Annotated in this window: 23 protein-coding genes; 6 read left to right on the top strand and 17 right to left on the bottom strand. The window is 67.9% G+C overall.

From position 1 onward, the window contains the following. Window positions 1–26 precede the first annotated feature (26 nt). Both FK531_RS11040 and FK531_RS11035 read right to left on the bottom strand, forming a co-directional pair. Window positions 27–647 carry a pentapeptide repeat-containing protein gene (locus FK531_RS11040; protein ID WP_142099162.1) on the bottom strand — a complete coding sequence of 207 codons (621 nt, stop codon included), beginning with the start codon at window positions 645–647 and terminating at the stop codon, window positions 27–29. Beyond that, window positions 640–1,527, bottom strand: a complete 888-nt coding sequence (locus FK531_RS11035) for a helix-turn-helix domain-containing protein (RefSeq protein ID WP_142099160.1) — start codon at window positions 1,525–1,527, stop codon at window positions 640–642. The genes FK531_RS11040 and FK531_RS11035 overlap by 8 nt, the downstream gene beginning before the upstream one ends. 101 nt (window positions 1,528–1,628) lie before the next feature. On the opposite strand from FK531_RS11035, the gene FK531_RS11030 reads away from it, so the two are divergent. Further along, a complete protein-coding gene (locus FK531_RS11030) occupies window positions 1,629–2,396 on the top strand; it encodes an SDR family oxidoreductase (RefSeq protein WP_142099158.1) in 768 nt (255 codons plus the stop codon). An 85-nt stretch (window positions 2,397–2,481) separates the two neighbouring features. On the opposite strand, the gene FK531_RS11025 is transcribed toward FK531_RS11030, so the two are convergent. Then, window positions 2,482–3,177, bottom strand: a complete 696-nt coding sequence (locus tag FK531_RS11025) for an alpha/beta hydrolase (RefSeq protein ID WP_142099156.1) — start codon at window positions 3,175–3,177, stop codon at window positions 2,482–2,484. A 412-nt stretch (window positions 3,178–3,589) separates the two neighbouring features. Between FK531_RS11025 and FK531_RS11020 the strand changes: the two genes are divergently transcribed. Continuing rightward, window positions 3,590–5,827 (top strand): NADP-dependent isocitrate dehydrogenase, encoded by a 2,238-nt coding sequence (locus FK531_RS11020; protein ID WP_142099154.1) that lies wholly within the window; start codon window positions 3,590–3,592, stop codon window positions 5,825–5,827. Window positions 5,828–5,975: 148 nt separating this feature from the next. On the opposite strand, the gene FK531_RS11015 is transcribed toward FK531_RS11020, so the two are convergent. Further along, window positions 5,976–7,553 (bottom strand): AMP-binding protein, encoded by a 1,578-nt coding sequence (locus FK531_RS11015; RefSeq protein ID WP_142099152.1) that lies wholly within the window; start codon window positions 7,551–7,553, stop codon window positions 5,976–5,978. Window positions 7,554–7,692: 139 nt separating this feature from the next. Between FK531_RS11015 and FK531_RS11010 the strand changes: the two genes are divergently transcribed. Further along, entirely contained in the window at window positions 7,693–8,451 is a 759-nt protein-coding gene (locus FK531_RS11010; RefSeq protein ID WP_142099150.1) for an FAD-binding oxidoreductase, read from the top strand. A gap of 68 nt (window positions 8,452–8,519) precedes the next feature. Here the strand turns inward: FK531_RS11010 and FK531_RS11005 are convergent, their stop codons facing one another. The 7 genes from FK531_RS11005 to FK531_RS10975 all read right to left on the bottom strand — a co-directional run bounded on the left by FK531_RS11005 (window position 8,520) and on the right by FK531_RS10975 (window position 16,756). Continuing rightward, entirely contained in the window at window positions 8,520–9,353 is an 834-nt protein-coding gene (locus FK531_RS11005; RefSeq protein ID WP_142099148.1) for a mycofactocin-coupled SDR family oxidoreductase, read from the bottom strand. 2 nt (window positions 9,354–9,355) lie between these two features. Continuing rightward, a complete protein-coding gene (locus FK531_RS11000) occupies window positions 9,356–10,147 on the bottom strand; it encodes a mycofactocin-coupled SDR family oxidoreductase (RefSeq protein WP_290367621.1) in 792 nt (263 codons plus the stop codon). Between the two features lie 161 nt (window positions 10,148–10,308). After that, entirely contained in the window at window positions 10,309–11,037 is a 729-nt protein-coding gene (locus FK531_RS10995) for an ABC transporter ATP-binding protein (RefSeq protein ID WP_142099145.1), read from the bottom strand. After that, the gene (locus tag FK531_RS10990; protein ID WP_142099143.1) at window positions 11,034–12,893 is read right to left on the bottom strand and encodes a branched-chain amino acid ABC transporter ATP-binding protein/permease; all 1,860 of its coding nucleotides are present in this window, start codon (window positions 12,891–12,893) and stop codon (window positions 11,034–11,036) included. The genes FK531_RS10995 and FK531_RS10990 overlap by 4 nt, the downstream gene beginning before the upstream one ends. A gap of 2 nt (window positions 12,894–12,895) precedes the next feature. Next, window positions 12,896–13,753: a branched-chain amino acid ABC transporter permease gene (locus tag FK531_RS10985; protein ID WP_142099141.1), complete on the bottom strand. Its 858-nt coding sequence runs from the start codon at window positions 13,751–13,753 to the stop codon at window positions 12,896–12,898. Next, window positions 13,750–14,973, bottom strand: coding sequence for an ABC transporter substrate-binding protein (locus FK531_RS10980; RefSeq protein ID WP_142099140.1), 1,224 nt, complete (start codon window positions 14,971–14,973; stop codon window positions 13,750–13,752). Before FK531_RS10980 ends, FK531_RS10985 begins: the two co-directional genes overlap by 4 nt. 148 nt (window positions 14,974–15,121) lie before the next feature. After that, window positions 15,122–16,756 carry a flavin-containing monooxygenase gene (locus FK531_RS10975; protein WP_142099138.1) on the bottom strand — a complete coding sequence of 545 codons (1,635 nt, stop codon included), beginning with the start codon at window positions 16,754–16,756 and terminating at the stop codon, window positions 15,122–15,124. Between the two features lie 148 nt (window positions 16,757–16,904). Here FK531_RS10975 and FK531_RS10970 point away from each other — a divergent pair, with 148 nt between their 5' ends. After that, complete coding sequence (locus FK531_RS10970) at window positions 16,905–17,660, top strand: hypothetical protein (protein ID WP_246098099.1); 756 nt, start codon at window positions 16,905–16,907, stop codon at window positions 17,658–17,660. 4 nt (window positions 17,661–17,664) lie between these two features. Here FK531_RS10970 and FK531_RS10965 read toward each other — a convergent pair whose 3' ends face one another. Beyond that, on the bottom strand, window positions 17,665–18,828 hold the full coding sequence (locus tag FK531_RS10965; RefSeq protein WP_142099136.1) for an FAD-binding oxidoreductase: 1,164 nt from the start codon (window positions 18,826–18,828) through the stop codon (window positions 17,665–17,667). Window positions 18,829–19,059: 231 nt separating this feature from the next. Here FK531_RS10965 and FK531_RS10960 point away from each other — a divergent pair, with 231 nt between their 5' ends. Next, window positions 19,060–20,214, top strand: coding sequence for a nitric oxide synthase oxygenase (locus FK531_RS10960; protein WP_142099578.1), 1,155 nt, complete (start codon window positions 19,060–19,062; stop codon window positions 20,212–20,214). Between the two features lie 75 nt (window positions 20,215–20,289). Here FK531_RS10960 and FK531_RS10955 read toward each other — a convergent pair whose 3' ends face one another. Beyond that, window positions 20,290–20,955 (bottom strand): response regulator, encoded by a 666-nt coding sequence (locus FK531_RS10955; protein ID WP_142099134.1) that lies wholly within the window; start codon window positions 20,953–20,955, stop codon window positions 20,290–20,292. 188 nt (window positions 20,956–21,143) lie between these two features. Here FK531_RS10955 and FK531_RS10950 point away from each other — a divergent pair, with 188 nt between their 5' ends. Then, entirely contained in the window at window positions 21,144–21,617 is a 474-nt protein-coding gene (locus FK531_RS10950) for a hypothetical protein (RefSeq protein WP_142099132.1), read from the top strand. A 15-nt stretch (window positions 21,618–21,632) separates the two neighbouring features. Here FK531_RS10950 and FK531_RS10945 read toward each other — a convergent pair whose 3' ends face one another. The 4 genes from FK531_RS10945 to dnaK are packed head-to-tail and all read right to left on the bottom strand — an operon-like array spanning window position 21,633 to window position 25,693. Next, complete coding sequence (locus FK531_RS10945) at window positions 21,633–22,034, bottom strand: heat shock protein transcriptional repressor HspR (RefSeq protein WP_142099130.1); 402 nt, start codon at window positions 22,032–22,034, stop codon at window positions 21,633–21,635. Between the two features lie 32 nt (window positions 22,035–22,066). After that, on the bottom strand, window positions 22,067–23,257 hold the full coding sequence (gene dnaJ / locus FK531_RS10940) for a molecular chaperone DnaJ (protein WP_142099128.1): 1,191 nt from the start codon (window positions 23,255–23,257) through the stop codon (window positions 22,067–22,069). A gap of 34 nt (window positions 23,258–23,291) precedes the next feature. Next, the gene (grpE, locus tag FK531_RS10935) at window positions 23,292–23,855 is read right to left on the bottom strand and encodes a nucleotide exchange factor GrpE (protein ID WP_142099126.1); all 564 of its coding nucleotides are present in this window, start codon (window positions 23,853–23,855) and stop codon (window positions 23,292–23,294) included. Further along, window positions 23,852–25,693: a molecular chaperone DnaK gene (gene dnaK / locus FK531_RS10930; protein WP_142099124.1), complete on the bottom strand. Its 1,842-nt coding sequence runs from the start codon at window positions 25,691–25,693 to the stop codon at window positions 23,852–23,854. The genes grpE and dnaK overlap by 4 nt, the downstream gene beginning before the upstream one ends. Between the last annotated feature and the right edge of the window lie 48 nt (window positions 25,694–25,741).

Genomic DNA, 25,741 nt, shown 5'->3' with positions numbered 1-25,741 from the left:
CACCGGCTCTGCATGATTCGCGATCCTCAACCGGGGACGACCTGGACACCGAGAGCGGTCGCGAGCACGGTCGCCTGGCTCGAGTCGACGATCGCTCGGCTGATCGTGGTGGTCAGCGGGTCGAGCGATGAGATATCGCTGCCCCGCAGGTCAGCGGAGGTGAAGTCGGCTTTGCTCAACCATGCACCGGACAGGTCCACATCGCGGAAGACAGTTTTCTGGCAGCGCGCGAAAGTCAGGTCGACCTCGCGCATACGCAACCCGGCGAACTTGGTACCGCGCAGGTCAGCACCGGGAAGGCCGACGAAAGACCAGTCCCCGCCGGACGCTGTGAGCAGGGAGAACGTGCAGCGATCGAACATACTGCCGGTGAGTTTGCAGCCGGTGAACTCCGCCTCGAAGAACTGGCAGGCGGTGAATGTGCAGTTCAGGAACGCAGTATTGGCGTGAATGGATTGGCTGAAGCTCACGTTACGGAAGGCACATTCGGTGAAAACCGTATTCCGAGTGACTGATTCGCTCATGTCGACATCGAGAAACTCGACCCGCGTATGACTTTCCTGGATCAGCTCTCGCCCGTACCAGTCGACCCCACGCACGGTGCTCTCGGTCGGTGGCGCATGCTCACCGTTTCGCCGATCAGCCACGGAGTCGCCCCAGGACGGAGGTCTCGGGATGCGCGCCGCACGGCAGACCGCACATCCGTGATGCCCCCTGGACCTCGGATGCGGCGAGGCTTCCGAGCATCCGCAACGCCGCATCGGAGCTGCTCCCCGACACGGCGTGATACACCACAAGTTGCTGACCCGGCGCACTGTTCACCGTCAGAGTTTCGTAGACCAGTTCCAGATCACCCACCATGGGGTGCCGCATGCGCTTGAACTCCGAGGTCTTTGCACGAACATCGTGTCGCGCCCACAACTCGGCGAATTCGTCACTGCGGACGCACAATTCACCGACCAGCGACACGAATCGGCGATCGGCCGGATCCCGGTGCAGTCGCAGCGAGGCCACACAGTTTTCCGCGACCGTGGACCAGTCGCGATAGAAATCGCGGGCTGCGGGATGCAGGAAGATCGCGCGGACCAGACTGCCTTCCGCACCGAGCCAGTCGAACAGCGCCTGCCCCAGCGGATTCGCGGCCAGCACTTCCATCCGCTGCCCCATCACCACCGCCGGGGTATCCGGCCAGGACCGCATGAGCGCCTGCAGGTTCTCGCTTACCTGATCCCCTGCCCAGACACGGCGGGCCACCGGGCGACCCAACCCGTGCAGATACGCTGTCGCTTCATCGCTCAGCCGGAGCACCCGGGCCAGCGCCTCGAGCACCTGCGCGGACGGGTTCCGCTCCCGCCCTTGCTCGAGCCGTACGTAGTAGTCGGTACTGACCCCGGCCATCACCGCAACCTCTTCCCGGCGGAGCCCCGGCGTCCGCCGGCGTCCGCCGAACGGCAATCCAGCCTCCTGCGGCGAGGTCACCGCGCGGCGGGCCCGCAGATAGTCCCCCAGACGATTGTCGGAATCCATGCGGCCACACTACGTCGGACCTGGACTGCGAGCGTGGGTGCGTGACACCCAGGAAAACCGCTGCCTGCCGCCGCGAACCGATCCCCGCCAGCATTGCTCCCATGACATCGAACACTTCAGGCAATCAGCGGTCGGACAACCAGAAAGTCGTCCTCGTCACCGGGGCCAGCAGCGGTATCGGCTCGGCGATCGCCGAACGGCTCGCCCGCCGAGGACATCTCGTAGTCGCAGGCGCGCGCCGCACCGACCGGCTCGCGGCCCTCTCCGAGCGTGTCGCGACGGACCGAGACGCGGCCGGTGAGGTCCTCCCCGTCCGGCTCGACGTCACCGACCGCGCGGACGTCGCGCGCTTCGTCCAGACGGCCGTCGAGAAGTACGGACGAGTCGACGTGTTCATCGGGAACGCGGGCGTGATGCCGCTGTCGCGACTGGACTCGCTACTGGTCGACGAATGGGAGCGGATGATTGATGTGAACGTCCGTGGGCTGCTGTACGGAATCGCCGAGGTACTCCCACGCCTGCAAGCCCAAGGCAGTGGCCATGTGGTGACCATCGCGAGTATCGGTGCACACCAGGTGTCGCCGACCGCTGCCGTCTATTGCGCGACGAAGTACGCGGCGTGGGCGATCACCGAGGGACTTCGACAGGAATGCGATCCGTCGATCCGGGTCACGACGATTTCTCCGGGGGTAGTGGACTCCGAGCTCTCCACCACCATCACCGAACCTGGTGCAGCGCAAGCCATGCGTACCTACCGCGCGCACACGATCGAACCCGACGCGGTCGCGGCAGCGGTGTCGTTCGCACTCGACCAGCCCGCCGATGTCGATCTCAACGAGGTCGTCATTCGACCGACTCGCCAACGGTAGACCGCGCGTTCCGGTCGCAGCGCCGGCGGGGGGGGTGGCGCTGCCGCCATGGTCGGTTTCGGCCGGCTCGACTGATGGGGACTGGTCAGCCCGCCGCCGCGACGCGGTAGGTCTCGAGCCGCTCGACGAGCTCGCGCGGGCGTGCCAGAGCCGGCAGGTGCCCGCTGTCGATCTCGTCGGGCGTGATGCCGAGACGGTCGCGCACCACGCGGCGCTGGAACTCGGCGGGGAAGAAGCGGTCGCCCAGGCACAAGAGGAATCGTGTCGGAATGTCCGGCCAGGCCGGCATCGGCAGGGCCTGCTGGAACGGGGTGTCGGACTGCCGGCGCGCCCCTGCCGCCAGCACCGTGGTCAACACCTCCGGCGTCAGGTCGTGCAGGAAGGTGGTGACGGGGTCGAACTCGGCGTCCGGGTCGCGCCCCTCGCGCTTGTCGAGTTCGCGGCGCGCGGCCTCCTGTCCCGTGTTCGACCACCAGTCGCCGGGCGACTCCCCCGCCGCGGGGACCATCGCGGCCACCAGGACCGCCAGCTCCACCGGGACACGCGAACACACCAGCGGGACAAGGAAGCCCGCCATCGACTGCGCGACGAGGATCACCCCGGTGCGGCGACCGATCGCGTCGACCACCACGTCGGCGTACTCCACCAGGCCGGCCGAGTCGTCGTCGCACGGCAGGTCCGGCGTGAGCACGTCGTGCCCGAGTTCACGCAGCCGTGGGGCCACGAACTGCCAGTACGAGGAGTCGGATCCGGCACCGTGGAGCAGGACGTACGTCGCCATGCCGCGACGCTACGCCGGATCCAGACCGGCGAAGGGCCGCCTAGCTCACTCGACAACCCGCCGGCGCCCGCCGGACTGCGAGAGGCTTGGCGCTCGGTGGGAAAGACTGTTCGCGGATCTTCTGCAAGGGGTTCGCGTAGTCGAAGCACCCCCGACTGCGCAGTACGCCCCGTTCGGACAAATCGACCGAATTACCTGGCCTGCGACTGCCCCAGCCGTCCTAGACGCCGCGCGCCCTCCATTCGACTCCGCGGGCCAGCTGTGGCCGGTCTCGCACCCCGAGCCTGAGAAGAACGCGGCGGACTACCCGCATACCGTGGTACGAGATAGGTGCCACTACAAACCACCCCGTGGCCCAGATGAGACGCGAACACAGATCGCGTCTAGCCGATATCGGAGCAATGAACAGAATATGAGCGTGGACCAACCAACCATCATCTACACGCTGACCGATGAAGCGCCGATGCTCGCCACGTATGCCTTCCTGCCAGTGATCGAGACCTTCGCCGAGGCAGCCGGGATCAACGTCGAGACCCGCGACATCTCCGTCGCGGCCCGCATCCTCGCCGAGTTCGGCGACCACCTGACCGAAGCGCAACGGGTACCTGACACCCTGGCCGAACTGGGCCGGCTCACGCAGCTGCCCGACACGAACATCATCAAGCTGCCGAACATCAGTGCCTCGGTCCCGCAGCTGCTCGCGGCCATCAAGGAACTCCAGGCGCACGGCTACGACATCCCGGACTACCCCGAGAACCCGAAGTCGGACGAGGAAACCGCGATCAAGGACCGGTACACCAAGTGCCTGGGCAGCGCGGTGAACCCCGTCCTTCGCGAGGGCAACTCGGACCGCAGAGCGCCCCGGGCGGTCAAGGAGTACGCCCGCGCCCATCCGCACAGCATGGGCGAGTGGTCTCCGGCATCGCGCACGCACGTCGCCCACATGCGGCACGGCGACTTCTACAACGGCGAGAAGTCGATGACCGTCGTCGGCGACCGCGAGGTCAAGATGGAGCTGCTGACCACCAGCGGCGAGACCATCGCCCTCAAGCCGAAGGTGTCCCTCACCGACGGCGACGTCATCGACAGCATGTTCATGAGCAAGAAGGCGCTGATCGACTTCTACGAGGAGCAGATGGAGGACGCCCGCAAGACCGGCATGATGTTCTCCCTGCACGTCAAGGCCACGATGATGCGCGTCTCGCACCCGATCGTCTTCGGGCACGCGGTCAAGGTCTTCTACAAGGACGCGTTCGCCAAGCACGGCGAACTGTTCGACGAGCTCGGCGTGAACGTCAACAACGGGCTCTCCGACCTCTACGCCAAGATCGAGTCGCTCCCCGCGTCCAAGCGCGAGGAGATCGTCGACGACCTGCACAAGTGCCACGAGAACCGGCCCGAGCTGGCGATGGTGGACTCGGCGCGCGGCATCTCGAACTTCCACTCCCCCAGCGACGTCATCGTCGACGCGTCCATGCCCGCGATGATCCGAGCCGGCGGCAAGATGTACGGCGCCGACGGCCGGACGAAGGACACCAAGGCGGTGAGCCCCGAGTCGACGTTCTTCCGGATCTACCAGGAGATGATCAACTTCTGCAAGACCAACGGCGCGTTCGACCCGACCACCATGGGTACCGTGCCGAACGTCGGTCTGATGGCGCAGAAGGCCGAGGAGTACGGCTCGCACGACAAGACGTTCGAGGTCCCCGAGGCGGGCGTCGCGAACATCACCGACCTCGCGACGGGTGAGGTCCTGCTGACCCAGAACGTCGAGGAGGGCGACATCTGGCGCCTGTGCATCGTCAAGGACGAGCCGATCCGGGACTGGGTCAAGCTCGCCGTCACCCGCGCCCGCAACTCCGGCATGCCGGTCGTGTTCTGGCTCGACCCGTACCGCCCGCACGAGAACGAGCTGATCACGAAGGTGCAGACGTACCTTCTCGATCACGACACCGAGGGCCTCGACATCCAGATCATGTCGCAGGTGCGCGCGATCCGGTACACGATGGAGCGGCTCATCCGTGGCCTCGACACCATCTCGGCCACCGGCAACATCCTGCGCGACTACCTCACCGACCTGTTCCCGATCCTGGAGCTGGGCACCAGCGCGAAGATGCTCTCCATCGTGCCGTTGATGGCCGGCGGCGGGCTGTACGAGACCGGTGCGGGCGGTTCCGCCCCCAAGCACGTCAAGCAGCTGCTGGAGGAGAACCACCTGCGCTGGGACTCGCTCGGCGAGTTCCTCGCCCTGGCCGTCAGCCTCGAGGACCTCGGCCTCAAGACCGGCAACGAGAAGGCGACCGTCCTGGCAAAGACCCTCGACGCCGCGACCGGGAAGCTGCTCGAGAACGACAAGGGCCCGTCCCGCACCACCGGCGAGCTGGACAACCGCGGCAGCCAGTTCTACCTGGCCATGTACTGGGCCGAGGAGCTCGCCGCGCAGACCGAGCACGAGGAGCTGCGTGCGCACTTCGTGCCGCTCGCGGCCGCGCTCGCGCAGAAGCAGGGCGCGATCGTCGGTGAGCTCAACGACGCGCAGGGCAACCCGGTCGACATCGGCGGCTACTACGCGCCCGACGCCGACCTGACCACGGCGGTCATGCGCCCGAGCACGACGTTCAACGAAACCCTGGCGGCCGCACGCGGCTGAGTCGTACGGTGCTCGACGAGTGAGGCCCGCACCCCTTCCGGGTTGCGGGCCTTACTCGTCGGCACGAATCGGGTTCGGCGTCCCGGCTACGTGCCCGTCCGGCGCGGTCTCCGGAAGCAGGGACCCTGGCCGCGCACGGGCGCGGCGCCTACACCGCGCGCGAAGCGCCCTCCCAGTACCGCGCCCGCAGCGCCTTCTTGTCCAGCTTGCCGAGCGGAGTCAGCGGCAGCGAGTCGACGAAGTCGACGCTCTTCGGTGAGTGCACCGCACCCTTCGCCTCCTTGACCATCGCGGAGAGTTCGGCGCCCTCGACGGTCTGGCCGTCGCGCAGCACGACGCACGCCTTGACTGCCTCGCCCCACTTCTCGTCCGGCACACCGACAACCGCGACGGACGCCACGGCGGGATGCGCCGAAATGACGTCCTCGATCTCCCGCGGGAAGACGTTGAACCCGCCGGTGATGATCATGTCCTTCTTGCGGTCGACGATGAACATGAAGCCGTCCTTGTCGAGGCGGGCGATGTCGCCGGTGTGCAGCCAGCCGCCGCGCAGTGCCTCGGCCGTCTCGGAGGGCTTGTTCCAGTACTCCTTCATCACCAGCGGACCGCGCACGCAGATCTCGCCGAGCTCGCCGCGGGGCACCTCGTTGAGGTCGTCGTCGAGCAGCTTGACGTTGAGCCACGGCACCGGGCGACCACACGACGCGAGCCGCTCCGGGTCGTCGACGAGGTGCTCCTCCTTGCGGAGGACGGAGATGGTCATGCCGCACTCGGACTGACCGAAGTACTGGAAGAAGATCGGCCCGAGCTTGGCGATGCCCTCCTGCAGGCGCGCCGGCGACATCGCGGCCGCACCGTAGAACAGCGTTTCCAGGCTGGACACGTCGCGGGTTTCGAGGTCGGGATGGTCGAGCAGCATGTAGATCATCGTCGGCACCAGCATCGTCGAGGTGATCTTGTACTTCTCGATCGCCTCGAGCACCGCGGCGGGCTCGAATGCGGGCAGCACGACGAGCGAGCCGCCCCGCATGAGCGTCGGCACGAAGAACGCCATGCCCGCATGCGAGAGCGGAGTGCAGGCGAGGAAGCGCATCTCGTCGGGGAACTGCCACTCGGCCATCTGGATCTGCGGGAGGGTGACGCCGGAGGCGAAGGTGTTCACGACTCCCTTGGGCTTGCCGGTGGTGCCGCCGGTGTAGACCATGCTCGACGCGTCGTCGCCGGCGACGTCCGCAGCCACCAGCGGCGCCGGCGCGAAATCACGTGCCAGGGCGAGGATGTCGATTCCTACCTCGGACGGGCCGAGGGAGAAGAAGTTCTTCAGCGTCGGGACGGCGGCCTTGAGTTCGGCCGCCCGCGCCTCGAACGCGGCGGGGTCGAAGATCAGGGTCTCGATCTCCGCGTCGCCGAGGATGTAGGCGTGGTCGTCGACCGAACCCATCGGTGCGAGCGCGGTGTTGCGGCAGCCGGAGATCATCTGCGCGCCGACGCTGATGAGCACCTCGGGGCGGTTCTTCGACAGCATCGCGACGGTCGAGCCCTTGCCGATGCCCTGCGCGGCGAGCGCCTGGACGAAGGAGCTGATCTGGTCGCGCATCTGGCCGCCGGTGAGCACGACGTCGCCGAGGTAGAGCGCGGGACGGTCGGCATTGCGGTCGAGCGCGGTGATCAGCAGGTCCGCCAGGAACTGCGGGCGGTGCAGGTCGGCGAGCTCGTCCGTGGTCATGTGTTCTCCGCTCTGAGGTCGATCAAGGCATGGCGCCTCGCGTGGTCTGCCTCACACATTAGATCGAAAACTGACACATGTTCTAGTGGCAATTTCGTTTGCGCAGCCAGACCCCCTTTCCCGACTAGGCTCTGCTGTCATGCAGACCGAGAACGACCAGCAGCAGGACCTGTGGACCGCGACCGTGGTCCAGCACCACCGGCTCCGCCAGGACCTGGCCGTGGTCCGACTCGAGGGCGAGTTCGTGCCGTTCACCGCCGGGCAGTCGGTCGCGGTGACGGTGCCGCAGAATCCCAACGTCAGTCGCCGATACTCCCCCGCGCTGCCGCCGTCGCTGGACGGCAAGCTCGAGTTCCACGTCCGCACCGTGCCCGCCGGATGGATCAGCGGAGCGATCGTCACCGGCACCGCCGTCGGCGACCGCTGGCAGATCGACGCCCCCACCGGGCGACTGTCGGTCGATCCCGCGGCGCGCGAGGTGGTGATGATCGCGGGCGGAACGGGGCTCGCCCCCCTGCGTGCGCTGGTGCTCGACCTCGCCCAGCGGCCCACCCCGCCGCGGGTGTACCTGTTCGTCGGCGGCCGCTACCCGCGCGACCTGTACGCCTCGGACATGCTGTGGATCCTCGACCAGCAACTGGATTGGCTGACGGTGATCCCGGTCGTCGAGGAGGTCACCGACCCCGACTGGGCCGACGAGTGGCACGAGCGCACCCGCGTCGACGTCGGGTTCGGCGACGACCACCTGATCCAGGGCACCCTCGCCGAGGTCGTCAGCTCCTACGGCGCGTACAAGAACCACCAGGTGCTGGTCGTCGGGTCGCCCGCGATGGTCCGCGCGACCGTCCGCGCACTGGTCGACACCGGGACCCCCGCCGGGGCCATCCAGGTCGGGTAGGCGGCTCCGCCGCCCGTGAGTCCTTCTGGTCCCTCTGCTGGCCAGAAGGACTCACGGGCGCGGAGCGCCTACCGCTGGGTACTGCCGGCGTCCACAGGAAGGGCGACCGCGGTGATATACCGCGCCTCGTCGGACGCCAGGAACAGTGCGGCATTCGCGACGTCCACCGGTTCCACCCACGGCACGTCGAGCATGTTCATCGACACCGCGGACGCCGCGAACTCCTCCCATGTCGGCGGTCGGTCGAGGTCGGGGCGAAACTTGGACCGCACCATGTCGTTCTGGATCATGGTGGTGTCCACGTTCGTCGGGTGCACCGTGTTGACGCGAACGTTGTGCGGCGCCAACTCCTTTGCCATCGAGCGCATCAGCCCGACCACCCCGTGCTTGGCCGCCGTGTAGTGCGCGACGCCGACCAGCCCGCGCAGCCCGGCGATCGAACTGGTCAGCACCATCGCCCCACCGCCGCGAGCGATCAGGTGGGGTGCGGACACCGCGCAGGTCTGCCACACCCCGGTGAGGTTGACGTCGAGCATGGTGTTCCAGGTCTGCTCGTCGAGCTCGAGAGCGGGAGCCGACGAGGTGATTCCCGCGGTGGCGCACGCGATGTCGAGGCCGCCGAGGGAAGCCACGCCCGCGTCCACCGCCGCGGCCAACGAGGCACGGTCGCGGACGTCCACCTCGAATACCTCGACGCGCCTGCCGGTTCCGCGCACCAGCCGCTCCGTCTCGGCGAGATCCTCGGAGTTCGACGGCGGGGTGATCACCGTCTCGACCGGCCCGCAGAGGTCGACGGCGATGACGTCCGCGCCCTCCTGCGCGAACCGCAGCGCCTGCGCCCGCCCGATCCCCCGCGCTGCGCCGGTGACCAGCGCGACCTTGCCTGCTACCCGTCCACTCATGTTCACACCTTCTGGGTCAGGCCGGCGTCGACGACCAGCTGGGTTCCGGTGACGTACCGGGACTCGTCGGAGACCAGGAACAGCAGTGCGTTGCTCACGTCCTCCGACTCCACCCACGGCACCGGCAGCAGGTGGTTGCGCGCGAGCACCTCCATCACGTCCTCGGCGGAGGGGTTCTCCAAGTCCGGGCGCAGGCGGGCGAAGGTCGCCGGGTTCAGCGTCATCTTGGTCCCGACCGCACCCGGAAGCAGCGCGTTGACGCGGATCGAACGTGGACCCAGTTCGTTTGCCAGGGTGCGCATCAGACCGATCACCGCATGCTTGCTCGCCGAGTAGTGCGCCGCACCCGCGACCGCCTTCACGCCGGCGGTGGAGCTGACGATCACCACGGAGCCGCCGTCCGCGCCGATCGCCGGCACCGCGGCCTTCACCGTGTGCCAGGCCCCGGTCAGGTTGATGTCCAGCGATCGCCGCCACACCGATTCGTCGATGGTCCACGCCGGCCCCGGGTTGTCGCTGACGCCGGCGTTCGCCACCACCACGTCGAGCCGACCGAACTCGTCGACGCCGCGGTCGACCCCGGCCTGCACCGCGGCGAGGTCGCGCACGTCCGCACTCGCCACCACCGTGCGGCACCCGAGTTCGCCTACCAGGCGGGCTGTCTCGGCTAGGTCGGCAGCCGCGCCGGGGAGGTCGAGGGCGATGATGTCGGCACCCTCCGCCGCCAACCGCACCGCGTGACTGCGACCCATCCCGTTCGCCGCACCGGTGACGACCGCAACCTTGCCCGTCATTCGAGACACAACTGCCCCCTTCCACGTCCAGATCGACGCTAGGGCCCCGCCCCCTGGAACGACACCGGCCCTCCCGCGCAGCGGGAGGGCCGAAAGACGACGAACGCCGAACTCCCGGCTCACTGTCGGATTCGACGCGAGCCGGGAGTTCGGCGCTCCGCCTATACCCGACCGAAGTAGGCGTCGCGCAATACGGCCAGGTCGTCGATGTCGGCGGCGTCGGCGTCCATCACCACCCGCCCGATGTCGAGCACGGTGACGTGATCGGCCACGCTCATCGCCGCTTCCACCGCCTGCTCGACGAGCAGCACCGCCAGTCCGGTCTCCTTGAGTGCGGCGACCCGCTCCATCACCTCGTTGACGATGACGGGCGCGAGACCGCCGGACGGCTCGTCGAGCAGCAGCAGCTTCGGTTGAGCCATCAGCGCCTGACCGATTGCCAGCATCTGCTGCTGGCCGCCGGACATCGCCCCGGCGAGCAGTCCACGCTTCTCACCGAGGATCGGGAAGAGTTCGTAGATGCGGTCGACCTCCTGTCGAAGGGCCGAGCGACGCAGCCGGCGGGTGTACCCACCGAGCAGCAGATTCTGCTCGACGGTCTGCCGGTGGAAGACCCTCTTGCCCTCCTGCACATAGGCCATCCCCCGCCGGACGCGCTGATGCGGCGCCAGCTTCGAGATGTCCTCGCCGTCGAACTCGACCGTGCCGGCGGAGACCTTGTTCAGACCCGAAATCGCGCGCAGGGTACTGGTTTTGCCCGCCCCGTTGCGACCGAGTAGTGCAGTCACCCTGCCTGGGTGGACATCGAGGCTCACGTCCCAGACCACCCGCAGGTCGCCGTAACCGGACTCCACGTTGCGCACACTCAGCAGCGGCTTGTCGGTGTTCACTGGCCAACCTCTCCGGCCAGCGCGGCCTCCTCGTCGCCGAGCGTTCGTCCCCCGGACTCCTCGACGCTGACGCCGAGGTACTCGCTCAGCACGCGGGGGTTCTCCTCGATCTCGTGAGGACTGCCCACCGCGATGACGCTGCCCTGGGCGAGAACGACGATGCTGTCGGCCAGCTCCAGCACGAGTCGGAAATTGTGCTCCACCAACACGATCGTGCCGCCTGCGTCGCGCAGCGCCCTGATGAGTTCGGCGAGGCGCTGCACCTCGTTCTCGTCCAGGCCCGAGGCCACCTCGTCCAGGAGCAGTACCCGGGGGGAGGACACCACGGACCGAGCCACCTCGAGCAACCGGCGCATGCCCAGCGGCAGCGAGGAGGCGGTCTCGTCGGCGAGGTGCGCCATGCCGACCATCTCCAGCGCCCTGCGGCCCTCGTCGAGATCTGCCGCCCGTACCTTCCGGAATCGCGGCAGCCGCAAGACCGTCGAGAACATGGACGCCCGATCGGTGCTGTACCGACCGGCCGCCACAGCGTCGAGCACGGTGATGTTGTCCGGAATGTTCGGGGTCTGGAAGGTGCGCGCGACGCCCACCCTTGCCACCCGGTACGGAGCCAGCCGCTGAACCTCGTTGTCACCGACCAGGATTCGACCGGAGTCCGGGCGATAGAAGCCGCAGATCATGTTGAGCATGGTGGTCTTGCCGGAGCCGTTCGGTCCGATCAGCGCCGTCACCTTGCCCGGTTCGGCACGCAGCGAGGCCTCCGACAACGCCTGGTTGCCACCGAACTTCTTCGATATTCCCTCGACAACGAGTGGGGCCCCACGCAGAGTGCCGATCTGCATCTCGACCCGCCCGTCCCCGTCGGGCGCCGCAGAGCCGTCAGCGGAGCCGACCCCGGCCCGCCGGTCGAGGCGCGACACCAGTCCGCGTCCGAGCCGCGCCAGACCACCGGAGAGCAGTACCCCACCGACGATCAGGAAGGCGCCGTAGAACACGAGCGCGTACTCCTGGAATGCGGAGGACTGGTTGGGTCCGATCTGCATGATGAAGGCACCGACCAGCGCGCCGTAGACGCTGGCCGAGCCGCCGAGGATCGATGCTGCGAGAACCGCTGTGGCGAAGGTGAATCCGAACGCCTCCGGGGAGATGTACAGGTCCAGGTTCGCGAACAGTGCACCCGCCAGACCGGCGGGGAAGGCGCCGATCGCGTATCCGAGCAGTTTCATCCGGAAGACCGAGACCCCGACCGACGAGGCCAGCACCGGGCTCTGCTTGAGAGTGCGGAAAGCGATGCCGTGCCGCGACACCACCAGGTTCCGGAACACGGCAAACCAGGCGATGGTCACCACCGCGATCACCACGTAGAACTGCGTGCCGTCCATCGGCTGCCCGAACAGCGTGGCGGGCACGATTCCGCTGAGTCCGTTCCGGCCGCCCGTGGTCTCCTTGAACACGGAGAGGATGTCCGGCACCAACAGCACCAGGAAGAACGAGGTCATGGCCATCGACCACGCCCCGAGTCGCAATCCGGGAACACCCGTCACGATTCCCACGAGCAGTGCCACCAGACCGGACACCAGCAACTGCAGCACGATGTCGGTGTGCCCGTGGATCGACATCAGTCCAGCTGTGTACGCGCCCGCCGCATACATCGCCGCCTGCCCCAGCGCGAGTTCGCCGGCGTACCCCAGACTCAAGTTCAGGCCTGAGACCACGAGCGCCAGGATGCAGGCGAGCTGGATCTGTCGGGAGGCGGCGAAACTCAGTCCCGCATAAGGCAGGACGACGACTACGACGGCCAGGATGGCGGGGATCAGCCAACTCGGCAGTGCCCTGTACATACGCCAGAGAGCCATGGCTAGACCACCCTTTCCCGCACCCGGCCGAACAGTCCGGCAGGTTTGACCAGCAGCACCACGATCAGCACGACGAAGACCGCGATACTGCTGTATTCGCTACCGAAGTTCAGCGCGGAGAACGACTCGATCAATCCGACCGACAACCCGCCGATCAACGCTCCGGGGAGCGAGCCGAAGCCGCCGATCGCCAACGCGACGAAGCCCTTGATCGCGAGCGCGGCGCCGAGAGTGGCGACGGCAAAGGTCTTGGGCCCCACGAACAGTCCCAGGAACCCGGCGAGTGCACCCGAGAATACGAACGCGCCGAGGGCGAGCCGCCGTACGTTGACACCGCGGAGCATCGCCGCCTCACGGTCCTCCGAGATCCCCATCAGGGCGAGTCCGGTCATGGTGCGCCTGCTGACCTGACTCAACACGATCACCAACACGATCGCCAGCACCAGGAGCGCGATCTCGGCGGGATAGGTGCGCCCGCCGAGTAGCGTGATCGGGTCGCCGGATCCGAAGAACGGAACCGTCAACGGCTCACTGCCCCAGATCAACTGGGTGGCACCGTTGAGCAGCGTCGCGACGCCGAGGGTGGTGACCAACTGGTTCTGATGGTCTGAGACCGGCCAGACCGCCACCATCTCCTCCACCGCCGCCAGGATCATCACCGTCACCGTGGCCAGCACCGCAACGACCAGAACCGGAAGCTTCAGCGTGACCAGGCCCGTGTAGGCCACGAAGGTGCCGACCATCATCAGCTGCGCCTGCGCGAAGTTGAAGGTGTTCGAGGAAACGAACACGATGTTGTAGCCGATCGCGACCAAGGTGTACACGGCTCCGAGTGCGAGCCCGGACCAGAGCAGGGTCATGCGTTCGGGTTTCCGAACTGGCCGTTGACGATCTTGCTCGGCGCGACGAACTTGTAGGCGTCGGTGTTCGGGGCAGCGGCGTGCGAGTCCGCGGTGAAGTTGTACCTCGGCAGGAAGGCCGTCTCGGCCTTCTCGAGCACGGAGCCGGTCTCGAGCGCCGCGGCAAGCTTCTTGGCGTCGGTGGTGGTGCCCGCGTGGTCGGCGGCCGCCGCGACGAGCTGGAAGGCGTCGAAATTGTCGGCGAGGATCAGCGTCGACGGGATGTCGCCGAGCGACTTCATCGTGTCGACCATCTGGTTGACCTCGGTGTCGTTCGCGTCGTGGACGGTGCTCCGGAAGACCTGCGTGACCAGGTTCGCCACCTGAGGCGTACCGAGCACGCCGGTCGGCGGGTCAGTGGCGATGAGATTCGTTGCGGAAACGGTGGTCTGACCGATCAGCGGCACGTTCCAGTCGAGCCGCTGGAGGCTCTGCAACAGGTAGCCGAGCGGCGCGCCGTAGGCGTCGACGACCAGAGCCTTGGCACCGGAGTTCTTGAGCGACTGCAGCTGCGGGGTCATGTCCAGCGCGGCGGGGTCGAACACCTGGTTGTCGGTGACCTTGATCCCGGCGTCGGACAACGCCTTCTTCGCCGCCGCGCCGTACGCCTCACCCGACCCGGAACTCGAGTGGATGATGCCGACCGCGTCGTAGCCCTTGCCCTTCGCGTAGCCGGCGATCGCGACGTTGTTGACGTCCGGTCCGGGTGCCAGGTCGAAGTTGAGCGGGAACTGCTTCGGGTCCGAAGTCGCCTCGGTGGGGCTGATGTTGAACGAGAGGATGCTGTTCTGCTTGAGGATCGGCAGCACCGCGAGCGCCACCGTCGACGGCCCGGAGTCCAGGAACAGGTCCGGCTTCTTGTTCGACGAGATCGCCTCGCGCAGCTTGGTTACCGCCGTGGTCGGGTCGCCGCCGTCGTCGACGACGGTCAACTCCACCTGGCGACCGCCGACGCCGCCCTTGCCGTTGACGACCTGCGCACCCGCCTTCGCCGCGAGCACCGACGTCTTGGCGTTCGCCGCGAGGGCGCCCTGGCCTCCGAGCCCGGCGGTGATCATGACCCGATAGGGCTGGTCGGCCCCGCCGCCGCCCGCCTGGTCGGAGCTCGAGCCGGCGCAACCAGCCAGCGCGAGGGTGGACGCCGCGACTGCCGCGACGAGTGCGGAATGCCGAATCTTCAAGGGTTCTCCTTGGTGCGAAAGATGCCAACGGATCGATCAAGCACTTGCTTGGTGGCGAGGCTAGTGAGTGATCCAGGTCACGTCAAACTGTGAGCATAATTTGCCCAGTTGGCGGTTCCGCTTACCACACAGCGCAATTCAGCAGGCGTCAGGGCGCCTCGATGACGTCGAATCCCTTGTAGCCCGCGGCCGCCACGTCCGCGATGATCTGTCCGTACACGCCGAACCCGCCGACGAAGGGCATGAACACGCGGGGGCGGCCGGGGATGTTCGCGCCGACGTACCACGAGTTCGCGGTCGGCATCAGGGTCGCGGCGGCACGGTCGGTGCACTCCTGGACCCAGTCCGCGACCGCGTCCGGACGAGCCTCGAGCGCGGCGGCGCCGTGCGCGTCGAGGTGGGCGATCGCGTCGGCCACCCAGTTCACGTGCAGCTCGGAATGCAGCACCATGTTCGCGAGCACCGAGACGCTCCCCGGGCCGGTCATGTTGAACAGGTTCGGGAACCCGGCCACCGAGAGCCCGAGGTAGGTCTGCGGACCCGCAGCCCACGCCTGCTTCAGCGTCTGTCCGCCGCGGCCCACGATGTTCAGCTTGTCCATCGACCCGGTCATCGCGTCGAATCCGGTTGCGAGGACCAGCGCGTCGAGTTCGTAACGTTCGCCGGTGGTCTGCACACCCGTTGCGTCGATGCTCTCGATCGGCGTCGCCTTGAGGTTGACGAGGTTCACGTTGTCGCGGTTGTAGGTCTGGAAGTAGTTCGCGTCCGTGCAGATCCGCTTGGTGCCGATCGCGTGATCCTTCGGGATCAGCAACTCCGCGACCGCCGGGTCGTCGATCACCGCGCGGACCTTTTCCTCCCAGAAGATCCGGGCGGTGTCGTTCGCCTCGGTGCTGAGCACCTGGTCGGGGAAGGTCTTGCTGAACAGCACGCCGCCGAGCTGCCAGCGCCGCTCGTAGGCCTCCCGCAGCTCCTCCTCGGACGCCTCGAGCGCCGACTTCGGATGTGCCTCGTGCGGCGAACCGCCACCGCTCAGGAACGAGAGCCGACGCCGCTCGGCGTAGTTCGCCTTCTGCGCCGCTCGATCGGCGTCGCTGAGGGGGACATTGCCCGCCGGCACGCTGTAGTTGGCGCTGCGCTGGAACACGTGCAGCTGCGCGGCCTGCTCCGCGATGCACGGAATCGTCTGGATACCAGAGGATCCCGTGCCGATCACACCGACCCGCTTGCCGGTGAAGTCGACGCCCTCGTGCGGCCAGTGTGCGGTGTGGAAGACACCGCCCTCGAACGAGTCGAGGCCCGCGATGTCGGGGATGTTCGCGTTCGACAACGGGCCGACCGCCAGGACGACGAAACGCGTGGACACCACGTCGCCGGAGCCGGTGCGGACCTCCCATCGCAGTGCCTGCTCGTCGAGCACGATGTCGGTGACGCGGGTGCCGAACGTGATGTCCCGCCGGAGGTCGAACCGGTCGGCGACGTGGTTGGCGTAGCGCAGGATCTCGGGCTGCGTCGCGTACTTCTCGCTCCAGTCCCACTCCTGCTGCAGTTCTTCGGAGAACGAGTAGGAGTAGTCGACGCTCTCGACGTCGCAGCGCGCACCGGGATACCGGTTCCAGTACCAGACACCGCCGACCCCGTCGGCCGCCTCGATCACCCGCACGCGCAGGCCGTCGGCGCGTAGGCGGTGCAACGCGTACATTCCCGCGAAGCCCGCACCGACGACGACGGCGTCGACCTCGGTGGGTTCGGTTCCGGCGGACGCTGAAGTAGAGGCGCTCACGTTGCCTGCCTTTCGCTGATGATTGTTGCGAACGACGCTAGGAGCGGCCCGCGACCCGCGCCTACGGCCACTCCCGCTGACCGGACATACCGCGCACGACCTCCCGTTCACCGGGCGGCGGCCGGCCGGGTCGTGGACGATGGCACCTGTGACGGGCAACGATCAGGGCGGCGACTCGCCGGGCGGGGAGGAGCCGTCCGGGCGGGTGCGGCGTTGGGAGTACGGAGCGCTCGGCGGCGAGCACGCACCACTGCCCGGCTGGCTGCGACCGCACCTGGCCGAGCCGCGCTGGTCGATGATCGCCGTGCTGCTCGTCGCGGTGATCCTGCAACTGCTGCTGCCGGATTCGTTCGTGCTGCGACCACGCTCGGCGGCACCCGCGATCGAGATCGTGCTGTGCGCGATCCTGCTGATCGGCAATCCCGGCCCGGTGCACGACCGTCATCCGGCGCTGCGCCCGCTGTCCCTCGTGCTGATCGGTGTCCTGGCGGTGACCAACGCGGTGTCCACCGTGCTACTGATCGACGCCATCCTCACCGGCGCTGACGTCACGGCGGGCAAGATCCTCGCGTCCGGCGCCTCGATCTGGCTGACGAACGTCATCGTCTACGCGCTGTGGTACTGGGAATTCGACCGCGGCGGGCCCGCGGCACGGGCCGGCGCCCGCAGCCAGACCCCGGACTTCCTGTTCCCACAGATGGCCGACGCCCGACTGGACCCGGACTTCAGGCCGACGTTCCTCGACTACCTCTACGTCTCGTTCACCAACGCGACGGCCTTCTCCCCCACCGACACGATGCCGCTGTCGCGGTGGGCGAAGGTGCTGATGATGTCCCAGGCCGTCGTCTCGCTGGTGACCGTCGGACTCGTCGCCGCCCGCGCCGTGAACATCCTCGGGACGTGACCCGTCAGAACAGCGGGTCGTGCCGGATGCTCTCCACCGGTGTGCCCTTGGCCTGCAGGCGGAACTTGGTGGTCTGGATCATCGAGGCCGATCCGACGATCTGGATGTCGCGGTCGGCCCACGAGCCGAACTCCGCGACGACCTGCCCGACCTTGCCGGTGATCCGCTGGTACATGCCCGGCGGCGGGGTGGGGATCGGGTCGAAGTGCCACCACGGGTTGGTGTCCTCCGCGGACACCGGGATCACCGTGAGCCACGGGTTGGTCTGAGAGAGCTGCCAGAGCGTCTCGATGTCGTAGAGGTCGCACGGATAGGTGCCTGCGACGAACAGGTGCACGCGGGGGTTGTTACCGCGCATGGCCATTTCCATCACCTGCGCACGCAGCGGCGCGATACCGGTCCCCGACCCGATCATCAGCATGTCGCGTTCCGTGGTGCGGTCCACACCGAGCGCGCCGAGCGGGGACCCGATCGCCCAGGTGTCGCCGAGGTTGGTCTGACCGACCATCGCCGGGCTGACCCAACCACCCGAGACACGGCGGACGTGGAACTCGATCTGGCCCTGGTCGTTCGCCGGGATGGCCGGCGAGAGGTAACGCCACATCCGCGGGCGACCCGGGACGCTGACGCTGACGTACTGTCCGGCGCCGTACTGCATCGGCTTGTCGAGCTGCAGCCGGACCACCGCGACGTCGCGCAGCACCTGCTTGTGCTCGACGACGGTGCCGATCCAGGCCCGCGGGCCGGTCTCCGAATTGGCGGCGTCCATCATCGTCGAGGCGATCAGGGCGATGGCCTCACGCCACGCGAAGTCGACCTCCTCGGTCCAGATCTCGGAGCCGGCGAAGTTCTTCAGGGCAGTGATCAGGGCGTTGCCCACGGCGACGTAGTGGGCGTCCTCGACGCCGTACTTGCGGTGGTCGCGGCCGAGCTGCGCCAGGAACGGGAGGATCGACTCGGGGTTCTCGAGCTTGTCGATGACGTATGCGATCGCCTGGACCAGGCGATCGCGTTGGACGTCCATCGCGGCCGGGAAGAACTCGCGAGCCTCGGGGTTCTGCGCGAACAGGATCCCGTAGAACGACCGCGTCAGCTTCTCCGGTCCGTCGTCGACGGCCGCGACGGCCTTGAAGGTCGTCCGGACAAGCGAAATAGTCGTTGAGTCCACTGCAGAGTCCCCGTTCCGCACACAAACCGCGACCTGTCGCGTTCCGGCAGGTCGCGGGGCCCGTCACGGCGGTCGCCGATGGGTCGTGGGCGAGTCTAAGCGACGATCACCCCGGATGGAAAGGGCAAGACTCTTTGCAATCATGAAAGACTCACGCGTCACACGAGCACCAGCGGACCCGCCCGGTTCCGCCTGCGCGCCGCAGAGAAATGGAGACCGACCGCAGTGCCCATGTCCTTCGGGGAGGAATGCCTGCGTGACCGAGAGGTCGCGACCAGACCGGCGCCCACATCCGACGAGTTCGACCGTCGCCTGCGTGAGTGCGCCGAGTTCTTCCGGCAACCGGAACTGGCGCACCTGCCGGCGTCGCGGGTCGCGGAGGTGCTCGACGAGTTCGCACTGACCGGTCGGTACGAGCACACCGCGGAGGAGTTGCTCGTCGGCGCCAAGCTCGCCTGGCGCAACCATGCGCGCTGCGTCGGCCGCAACCACTGGCGCACCCTCAAACTGCTCGACGCGCGGCACGCGGTCACCGCAGCGGACCTCGCACAGGCCTGCTGGGACCACCTGCGGACGGCCACCAACGGCGGCGCCCTGCAGTCGGTGATCACCATCGGGCCGCGGCCGCTGCCGGACGGACGCGAGTTCCGCATCCTCAGCCCGCAGCTGATCCGGTACGCCGGCTATCGACAGGCCGACGGAACCGTCGTCGGCGATCCCGCGCACATCGAGCTCACCGAGCAGGTCACCGCGATGGGCTGGCGCGGCGAGGGCACCCACTTCGACCTGCTGCCGCTGCTCATCTCCGTTCCGGACGAGCCGCTGCAGTGGTTCGAGGTGCCCCGCGACCTGGTCCTCGAGGTGCCGCTCGAGCATCCGAACTACAAGTGGTTCGCGAAGCTGAATCTCAAATGGCATGCGGTGCCCGCGGTCTCGAACATGGACCTCGAGATCGGTGGCCTCACCTACCCGTGCGCGCCGTTCAACGGGTGGTACGTCAGCACGGAGGTCGGGGCTCGGAACTTCTCCGACAGCGACCGCTACGACATGCTGCCGACGATCGCGCGCAAGCTGCGACTGGACATGCGCTCGGACCGGACCCTGTGGAGGGACCGGGCACTGGTCGAGCTGAACCGCGCGGTGATCCACAGCTACCGGAAGGCCGGCGTGATCATGGTCGATCACCACACGGTGGCGAGGCAGTTCCTCGACTTCGTCGACCGCGAGGAGAAGGCGGGCCGCGCCTGCCCGACCGACTGGTCGTGGATCAACCCACCGATGTCCGCCGCGCTGACGCCGACGTTCCACCGCCTCTACGACGAGCCGGACCTGGACGTGCGGCCGAACTTCGTCACCCGCCAGACGGGGTCGGGCTGCCCGGTCTGACCGACGCGACGGTGAACTCGACCCGGGTTCCCGTGCCCGGCGCCGAGGTCAGGCAAGTAGGAGCCGCCGGTCTGCTCACTCCAGCAGTCCCCGACGCATCGCCTCGGCGACCGCCGCGGCCCGGTCACCGACGCCGAGCTTCTCGTAGAGCCGCTGCACGTGCGTCTTGACGGTGGACGGCGCCAGGTACAGCTCACCCGCGATGGCCGGGATGCTCAACCCGCGTGCGATGTGCGCGAGCACCTCCCGTTCCCGTGCGCTCAGCGCCGGGCCGGTGGGTTCGGCGCGCCGGCGCACCTCCCCCGCCAGTCCCGCGGCCAGGTCTGCGGGCAGCACGTCGCGGCCGCTCGCACAGTCCAGGACCGCGGCGACGATGTCCGAGCGGGTGGACTCCTTGGGGAGGAAGCCGGCCACCCCCTCCTCCAGCGCGTGGTAGACGATCGCGGCCTCGTCGTGGGCCGAGAGCAGCAGCACCCGGGTGCCGAGTTCGTCGCGGCGGACCGCCGCTGCCACCTGGGCGCCGTCCAGATGTGGCATCCGATAGTCGAGCAGGGCGACCTGTGGTCGGTGCTCGCGGATGAGTTCGAGCGCCGCCGCCCCGTCGTCGACCTCGCCGACCACCTCGACCAGCCCGCTCCCGACGAGCGCGCGCACGACGCCGTCGCGGAACATCGGGTGGTCGTCGCCGACGACCACCCGCACCTTCCCGACGTTCGTTCCCCCGGAACCGAGAACGGTCATGGCCCAGCTTCTCACGCGATCACCCCCGTGAACAGGCGATTCGAGGGGATGCTCCGAGCAGCTCCGGCAGCGGGTCCCCCGATCGGTGGACCCCGGATTCACCCGGTCCCCGGGCCGGTCGGCGGACAGACGAGACCGCGCCCGCGCCGGATAGTTGAGTCATCGCCACTGACACAGGAGAATTCACCATGATCATCACCCCCAGCCGCCGTCTCGCCCGCTACGCGGTTCTGCCCGTCACCGCCCTCGCGGTGGCGGGCGTCGCCCACGCCACGGCCGGCGCCGCCGACGCCGGGACGCTTCCCACCGACGGACCGACGATCGCGATGACGATCACCAACGCCACCGACGCACCGATGGTGCTGCAGGATTCGTCGAATCCGTACGGGCAGTGGATGAGCGCGCCACGCGGCTTCCTCGCTCCACATTCGACGGAGATCGTCACCGCGTACAACAACGATCCGAACGGGGTCGGAGTGGACGTCACGTATGCGTTGCCGGGCGGCGCCCAGGCCGTGTTCGCCGCGAACAACTACCGCGGCGCCTCGTCACTCGACGGCACCCGGATCACCGGCGTGGCCGGTGCCTACGGCATCAACCCCACCCTGGACACCGGGTTCCCGAACCTGAACGCCGGTTACGTACTCGTCGGACATCCCTGATGCGTACGTGCAGCGTCAGCGCTGGTGCCGTGGCTTCCACACCACGAGCGCGTTGTTGCGCGGCAGCGGCACCAGGTCACGTCGGTAGCCCGCACTGAGTTGCGCTATCTCCTGAGCCATTTCGGTGACCCGGCGCTGCAGGCTCTCCACCTGATTGGTCAGCTCGATGATGCGCTTGATGCCGGCCAGGTTGACGCCCTCGTCCTGGGACAGTCGCTGCACCTCACGGAGCAGTGCCACGTCCCGTGGCGAGTACCGGCGTCCGCCGCCGGTGGTCCGCAGCGGGGTGACCAGACCGAGCCGGTCGTAGTTGCGCAGGGTCTGCGCGTGCATCCCGGCCAACTCGGCCGCCACGGAGATGACGAACACCTGCGCATCGGGATCCGGCGGAGTGCCCCGATCTCGCTCTTCCGACATAGTTCACCTCCGTCGCATCGCCTGCGGGGCCATCAGGCGCCCGCCCATCCCCCACGGGGATCGAATCCACTGGCCTTCTCGGCATCCAGGTAGGCATGCAGGGCCGCTGCCGCATCGTCGTCCAAATCCTGTGGCACAGCGACCTTCACGGTCACCAGCAGGTCGCCGGCGCCACCGCCGCGCTTGGGTACGCCGCGCCCGCGCACGCGCAGGATCCTGCCGTCCACCGTGCCCGGCGGCACCTTCACCCCGACCCGACCTTCGAGGGTCGGCACGGACAGCGTGGTCCCGAGCACCAACTCGCCGAAACTCACCGGGACGATGACGGTCAAGTCGTCACCGTTGCGCCCGAAAACCTTGTCCGCCTTGACATGAACGGTGACGTACAGGTCGCCCGACGGCGCGCCTCGCAGTCCGGCCTCACCCTGTCCGGCGAGGCGGATCTTCTGTCCGTCGCTCACCCCGGGCGGGATCCGGACGGTGATACTGCGGGTCCGGTTCTGCACGCCGGTACCGTGGCAGTCCTCGCACGGGTCGTCGATGATCGAGCCGGTCCCCCTGCAGTCGTCACAGGGTTCACTGAAGCCGAACGCGCCCTGGTTGCGGCTGACGATGCCGGAACCGTTGCAGCGCGGGCACACCCGCGGACTGGTGCCCGGCTTCGCACCGCTGCCGTGGCAGGTGGTGCACGAGGCCGGACTGGTCAGGCGCAGCGGCACGGTGACGCCCGTGGCCGCCTCGCGGAACGGCAGGGTGGTCTCGGCCTCGACGTCCTTGCCTCGCTGCGGCCGGGACGCGGTGGCGGTGCGACCGCCCCGTCCACCGCCGAACAGGCCGCCGAAGAGGTCCCCGATGCCGCCGTCGCCCGCGGCGGCGCCGCCACCGCCGAACAGGTCCCCGATGTTGAACTCTCCGCCACCGAAACCGCCACCAGCGGTGGAGTATTCGGCGCCGGGCTGGTATCCACCACGACCGAAACCGCCGCTGGCGAACAGCCGTCGGGCCTCGTCGTATTCCTTGCGCTTGGCCGGGTCCGAGAGCACCGCGTTGGCCTCGCTCACGGCCTTGAACCGCTCCTCGGCCTTGGCGTCACCCGGGTTCGCGTCGGGATGCAGCTCCCGCGCTAACTTCCGGTACGCCTTCTTGACCTCGTCGGCCGAGGCGTCAGAGGAGACGCCCAGGTCCTTGTAGAAGTCCTTCTCGATCCACTCCCGCTGACTCACCGGGCGTCTCCTCCTCTCGCTACTTCCTGTGTACCTACTGCTCGGACTCCGGCGACGCAGGCTCGACGTCCGTCACGGTGACCATTGCGTGCCGCAGCACCCGGTCTCCGAGGCGGTAGCCCTTGCGCAGGACGGCCCCGAGCACCGGGTGGTGTCCGTCGCCTTCCATCTGCACGGCCTCGTGCAGGTCGGGGGCGAACACGTCGCCCTCCTCCCCGAACGCGACCAGTCCGATGCCCTCGAACACGCCGGAGAGCTTGTCCGACAACGCCTTCAGCGGACCCGTTTCGAGGTCACCGTGGGCGCGGGCCCGGTCCAGGTCGTCCGCGACGTCGAGGAACTTGGTGACGATCGCGACCTTGGCGGCATCGACCGCCTCGGCCTGCCGGATCTTGAACTTGCGCAGATCGTTGGCGTGGTCGGCCTTGGCGTAGCCCAGGTCCTTGACGGCCTGGTCCCGCTCCACGATGGCCTTGGCCAGCTCGTCGACCTCGATCTCGGCCGCGGCCCCGGCCGCCGCATCAGCGGCGGCCGGGGTGGTGTCGGCGTCGGCGGCGGGCGCGTCGGCCGGTTCGCGGTCGGGGTTCTCCGCGGTCACTTCTTGTCCTGGTCGGCGGGCTCGTCCACGACCTCGGCGTCGACGACGTCGTCACCCTGGCTCGGGCCCGCACCGTCACCGGCGGCGGAATCGGCGGCCTGGGCGTCGTAGATCGCCTGGCCCAGGGACTGGGACTCGGTGGCGAGCTTCTCCACGGCAGCCTTCACCGCGGCGATGTCGGTGCCGGCGAGGGCGGTGTTGGCCTCCGCGATGGCGGCCTCGACCTTCGTCTTGACGTCAGCGGGGACCTTGTCCTCGTTGTCCTTGACGAACTTCTCGGTCTGGTGCACCAGCGACTCGGCCTGGTTACGGACCTCGGCCTCCTCGCGACGGGCCTTGTCCTCCTCGGCGTGCGCCTCGGCGTCCTTGACCATCCGCTCGATCTCCTCCTTGGACAGGCCGGAGCCGTCCTGGATCTTGATCGTGTTCTCCTTGCCGGTGCCCTTGTCCTTCGCGGTCACGTGCACGATGCCGTTGGCGTCGATGTCGAAGGTGACCTCGATCTGCGGCACGCCACGCGGGGCCGGCGGGATGCCGGCGAGCTCGAAGGATCCCAGGAGCTTGTTGTGCGAGGCGATCTCGCGCTCGCCCTGGAAGACCTGGATCTGCACGGACGGCTGGTTGTCGTCGGCCGTGGTGAAGGTCTCGGAGCGCTTGGTCGGGATGGTGGTGTTGCGCTCGATGAGCTTGGTCATCACGCCACCCTTGGTCTCGATGCCGAGGGACAGCGGGGTGACGTCGAGCAGCAGCACGTCCTTGACCTCGCCCTTGAGGACGCCGGCCTGCAGGGCGGCGCCGACGGCGACGACCTCGTCCGGGTTCACGCCCTTGTTGGGCTCACGGCCGCCGGTCAGCTCGCGGACCAGGTCCGAGACGGCGGGCATGCGGGTGGAACCACCGACGAGCACGACGTTGTCGATGTCCTTGACCGAGATGCCGCTGTCCTTGATGACGGCCTGGAACGGCGCGCGGGTGCGGTCGAGCAGATCGGAGGTGATCTTCTGGAACTCGGCGCGGGTGAGCTGCTCGTCGAGGAACAGCGGGTTCTTGTCGGCGTCCACCGTGATGTACGGCAGGTTGATCGAGGTGCTCTGCGAGGAGGACAGCTCGATCTTCGCCTTCTCGGCGGCCTCGCGCAGACGCTGCAGGGCCATCTTGTCCTTGGTCAGGTCGATGCCGCTGGACGCCTTGAACTTGTCGACGAGCCAGTTGACGATGCGCTCGTCCCAGTCGTCGCCGCCGAGGTGGTTGTCGCCGGAGGTCGCGCGGACCTCGACGACACCGTCGCCGATCTCGAGCAGGGACACGTCGAACGTGCCGCCGCCGAGGTCGAAGACCAGGATGGTCTGTTCCTTCTCGCCCTTGTCCAGGCCGTACGCCAGCGCGGCCGCAGTGGGCTCGTTGACGATGCGCAGGACGTTGAGGCCGGCGATCTGGCCGGCTTCCTTGGTCGCCTGACGCTGCGCGTCCTCGAAGTACGCGGGAACGGTGATGACGGCGTCGGTGATCTCCTCACCGAGGTAGGCCTCGGCGTCACGCTTGAGCTTCATGAGCGTGCGCGCGCTGATCTCCTGCGAGGTGTACTTCTTGCCGTCGATCTCGACGTTCCAGTCCGTACCGACGTGGCGCTTCACGGAACGGATGGTGCGGTCGACGTTCGTCACCGCCTGGTTCTTCGCGGGCTGGCCGACCAGCACCTCACCGTTCTTGGCGAAGGCGACGATCGACGGGGTGGTGCGGGAGCCCTCGGAGTTGGCGACCACTACGGGCTCGCCGCCCTCGAGTACTGCCACGACCGAGTTGGTGGTCCCGAGGTCGATACCGACCGCACGAGCCATAGTGATTCCTCCTACGTGTTGCAGCACGCCCGGCCATGGATCGGCCGG

This window comes from Rhodococcus spelaei, from assembly GCF_006704125.1.
In the GTDB taxonomy this organism is placed as follows: Bacteria; Actinomycetota; Actinomycetes; order Mycobacteriales; family Mycobacteriaceae; genus Rhodococcus_G; species Rhodococcus_G spelaei.
This window is presented reverse-complemented; position numbering and strand designations above follow the sequence as displayed.